This window comes from uncultured Virgibacillus sp. (genome assembly GCF_947495635.1).
Taxonomy (GTDB): domain Bacteria; phylum Bacillota; class Bacilli; order Bacillales; family Amphibacillaceae; genus Virgibacillus; species Virgibacillus salarius.
This window is the reverse complement of record NZ_CANMAB010000173.1, coordinates 1-4171: the sequence shown is the minus strand read 5'-3', so window position 1 is coordinate 4171 and position 4171 is coordinate 1. Positions and strand designations below refer to the sequence as shown.

Here is a 4171-nt window from a genome sequence, read left to right as displayed (position 1 = left end):
AACACTATGGTGTCATCAACAGGATTCATATTAAACATCACATCAAATAATGGATTTCGACTTGCATCTCGGTTTATATGTAATCGTTCAATCAATTCTTCAAATTGATAGCTTTGATTCTCATAGGCGAGAAGTACATTTTCTTTCACGGCTTTTAAGAAATCAACATAACGCTTATTCCCATCTACACGATTACGAAGGGCGAGCGTATTGACAAACATCCCAATGATCGATTGTAGATCAGCATGTGATCTGCCAGCTACCGGTGTTCCGATAACAATATCTTCTTGCCCACTATACTTCGAAAGAAGTAGGTAGTATGCGGAAAGTAAGACCATATGCATCGTACTTCCGGTTTCGTTTGCCAATTTCCGTAATGCGTGTGTTAGCTCTTCATCGATGAAAAGTGGGACACGATCCCCTTCAAAGCTTTGGACCAGTGGCCGCTTCCTATCATACGGCAGGTTCAGCACTGGAATCTCTCCAGCAAATTGATGCAGCCAATAGGCTTCTTGATGTTTCACAGTGTCTAACATAAGCTGTCTATTTTGCCAATGAGCAAAATCCTTATATTGAATTCGTAATGGCTCCAGATCATTTCCCTGATACAATTCCATAAATTCTGTCATCAACAGCTGAATGGATACCCCATCACTTATAATATGATGCATATCGACTAATAGATATCGTTTTTTCTTTGTCTCTACGAGCTTCGCTCGGAATAACGGTGCTTCCTGTAACTGAAACGGTCTGACAAAGTTCTGTACTATATCCTCTATCGTTTCGCCCGTCGGGCGATTCGTTTCCATTTCAAAGGCGACATGCGAGGCAATTTTTTGAACAATTTCGCCGTTCACCTCTTCAAAGTGCGTCCGTAAAGAATCATGTCTGGCAATTAATTTTTCAAAGGCCTGACAGACTCTTTCAAGGTGAAGTGGCCCTTCCACCTCTAGCACCATTGGCATATTATAAGCAGTCCCTTTTTCAAGTTGTTCTACCATATACATTCGTTTTTGAGCAGACGATGTTTCATAATATTCCCTTTCCTCACAAACCGGAATCATTTCATATCGTTGTTCCTGTTTAACATCTTCCATAAGCCGTCGAATCTCTCTAATTGTAGGATGCAAAAAGACTTCTTTAAACGTTATTTCCATATTTAATTCTTGGTGAATTTTACTTATGAGAACATTAGCTTTTAAGGAGTGACCACCTAACTCAAAAAAGTTATCATCTATTCCTACCTGATTAATCCCTAATACTTCACACCAAATTTTAGTTAAGGTAGCTTCCATACCATCTCTCGGGGCAACATAAATACTCTCCATGTTCGCTTCACTACTCCGTTTTGCAAGGGCATTCCGATTAATTTTCCCATTATTTGTTAATGGTATTTTTTCTATCGGTGTAATATAAGTCGGTACCATATATTGTGGTAATTTATCTCTTAAAAAGCTCCTAATCTCAGGTACATGGATGTTTAATCCTACGATATAAGCAGACAAATACTGATCTTGATTATCTTTTTTTTCAACAAGGACAACGGCTTCTTTAATTTGTACATGTTGAAGTAGCTTGTGTTCAATTTCTTTTAACTCAATTCGAATTCCCCTTACCTTTACTTGATCATCCTCTCTACCTAAAAATTGAATAGAACCGTCCGGCATCCAGGCTGCCATATCCCCTGTTTTATACATTCGTTTCCCAGGATCAAAAGGATTATCGATAAACCGCTCTTTCGTTAATTCTGGTCTTTTTACATAACCTCTTGCTAACCTACTTCCACCAATACAAATTTCGCCAGGCACACCTATAGGAAGTAGTTTATGGTCTTTATCTACGATATAAACTTTCGAATTAGCAATTGGTTTACCAATGAGTATTTTTTCACTGTTTTCTACATTTCTCATAATCGTTGTATCTACAGTATTTTCTGATGGACCATATCTGTTTATAATTTCGATTCCAAAATTAAGTTTATTGGTATAGTCAATCGCATTAACAGGCATTTCTTCTCCAACTAATGTAACTTGTTTCAAATAAATAGCGTCCTTCGATGAAATAAAGTCTAGTACTGATAAATATATCGATGGTACACTTAAGTAATCTGTTATCTTATAACTTCTAATCAGTTCACTAATTTTGAAAGGATTCGACATTTCTTCGTTATTCACTAATACGACTTGTCCCCCTGCAATAAGTGGCGTAAAAAATGCTATGATAAAGCCATCAAAAGCATAATTTACTAAAGGAAGAACAACATTCTCATGGTTATAATCATATTCCTTCTTCTCCCACAGCATTGTCTGAGTTAAACTATGGTGCTCAACCATTACCCCCTTTGGATTTCCTGTCGTACCCGATGTATAGATGACATAAGCTAAATCATTTAGAAGATTAGTAACATCTGGATTAGTTGTCTCTTCTGTAAAAACCTGCTTTTTACTGACATCAATAACCTTCCCATTAAAATCTACTTCAGTAATTAGAGAAGGTTTCGTAATTACTAGGTCAACTTTAGCATCGGTTAATATATATTCTATTCTATCTTTTGGATTATTTGGGTCGATAGGTAGGTACGCTGCACCGGATTTTAAAACCCCTAATATTCCAGCGACCATCTCAATAGATCTATCTAGTATAATTCCTACAACATGATTATTTTTTACTTGTTGTTTCATTAGGGAATGTGCTAATGAATTAGCCATCTTATTTAGTTTTCGGAACGTCACTTCTCTTCCTTCAAAGATTACCGCGATCTGCTCTGGTGTTTGTTCTACTTGTTTCTGAAAAAGCTCTGGGAGTGTTAAATTTGCATTTTTAAATTGAACTTCCGTATTATTAAATTCTTCTACTACTAGCTTTTTCTGCTTTTCTGTGATCATGTCTATATCTTTAATAGTCATATCAAGCTTATCGAGTAAATCCGATAACACTTGAAAATAGTTCATTCCAAATGATTCAACAGTTTCCCTTTTAAACAAAGCAGCATTATAAATCAATTTAGCCTCAAAATAATTCTGATCATCCTTTTCAATACATAGTGTTAGTTCATTATGAATTGATTCACAGATAAAATGAATATCCTCTTTTGCATGTAATTTATTGTAAGTAATGCTTATTGGAACTAGTGTGGAAATCGATTCTGATACACCTAACTGCCTAAATACCTGTTCCAAGTTTACAAACTGATTATCATAGTGATCCAATAATCCCTCGTTGCGTTTCTACAAGGAAGTTTTTTATTTTATATCCACCATTCAAAGAACGTTTGAATGGCATAAGTTTATTTTTTATATTTTGTGGTCTTTTCTCTCTAGAGTAATAAACCGGAACACCGACTAAAATTTCATCACTCCCGGTATATTTATATAGTTCAATCAATAATCCCATTAAAAAAGTAACATACGTTAACATATCATTATTTTTTGTAATGGACATCATTCTTTTCATGAGCTGATGATCAATTGGTAAAGATACCGTTTGTTTCTGGTACGAGTCTCCTGTTGTCATATCGTGTCTTAATGTAGTTCTATCTGTACCTTTTATATGTAAGTTTTTCCAATATTGATCAAGCTCAGATAACTGACTGTTATGAACCTCTTTACTCATGTCACCCCTCCATTTGCTGAATGCTAGAGCTAAGGTAAACAACACTTAACTCTAGCTGGAAATTTATTACATTATTTTAAAAATCAAACTCTAGGTCTCTTAAACTATCTAATTCTTTTTTTTCGTTGAGAATATACGCTTCTTCTTCGCTATTTATTAATTGAACATCTTTAATAGCTGTATGAATGTTTTGTGAATACTCTCGTAAAATGAATAGGAAATCTTCTACGATTCTCTGTATCGTTTCTCTCTTAAATAGTTTTGTTGCATAAACTAGCTTTAATGCAATGGTCTTTGAGGTTTCATACCCAGTTAGACTTAAATCTACCCTTGCTAATTCATTTTCAGTGTTTATTTGTTTTAATCTTAGATTATTTACATTTATTTCAAGGTCATCATACTCGATATTATTCAAGTTAAATACAACGTCAAACAGAAAATTCCTACTAACATCTCTCTTTATATTCACTTGCTCTATCAGTTCTTCAAGCTGATAGTTCTGATTGTCATAAGCTTGCAATGAGTTTTCTTTCACTTCCTTCAAAAATTCACTAAATGT

3 protein-coding genes are annotated in these 4171 nt (G+C 34.8%); all 3 read right to left on the bottom strand.

Annotated elements, in window-relative coordinates; all coding sequences use genetic code 11:
* The coding region (locus tag Q1A47_RS20155) for an amino acid adenylation domain-containing protein (protein ID WP_299632733.1) at positions 1-3179 on the bottom strand (3179 nt) is incomplete at its 3' end.
* Positions 3180-3195: 16 nt separating this feature from the next.
* Positions 3196-3612 carry a hypothetical protein gene (locus Q1A47_RS20150; protein WP_166530346.1) on the bottom strand — a complete coding sequence of 139 codons (417 nt, stop codon included), beginning with the start codon at positions 3610-3612 and terminating at the stop codon, positions 3196-3198.
* Between the two features lie 76 nt (positions 3613-3688).
* Positions 3689-4171, bottom strand: a 483-nt coding sequence (locus Q1A47_RS20145; protein ID WP_299632732.1) for a condensation domain-containing protein, incomplete at its 5' end; no start/stop codon positions are given.

Bases quoted from the DNA above. Each gene is read 5' to 3' on its own strand.
- Q1A47_RS20150 (WP_166530346.1), bottom strand. From the start codon at position 3,612: ATGAGTAAAGAGGTTCATAACAGTCAGTTATCTGAGCTTGATCAATAT.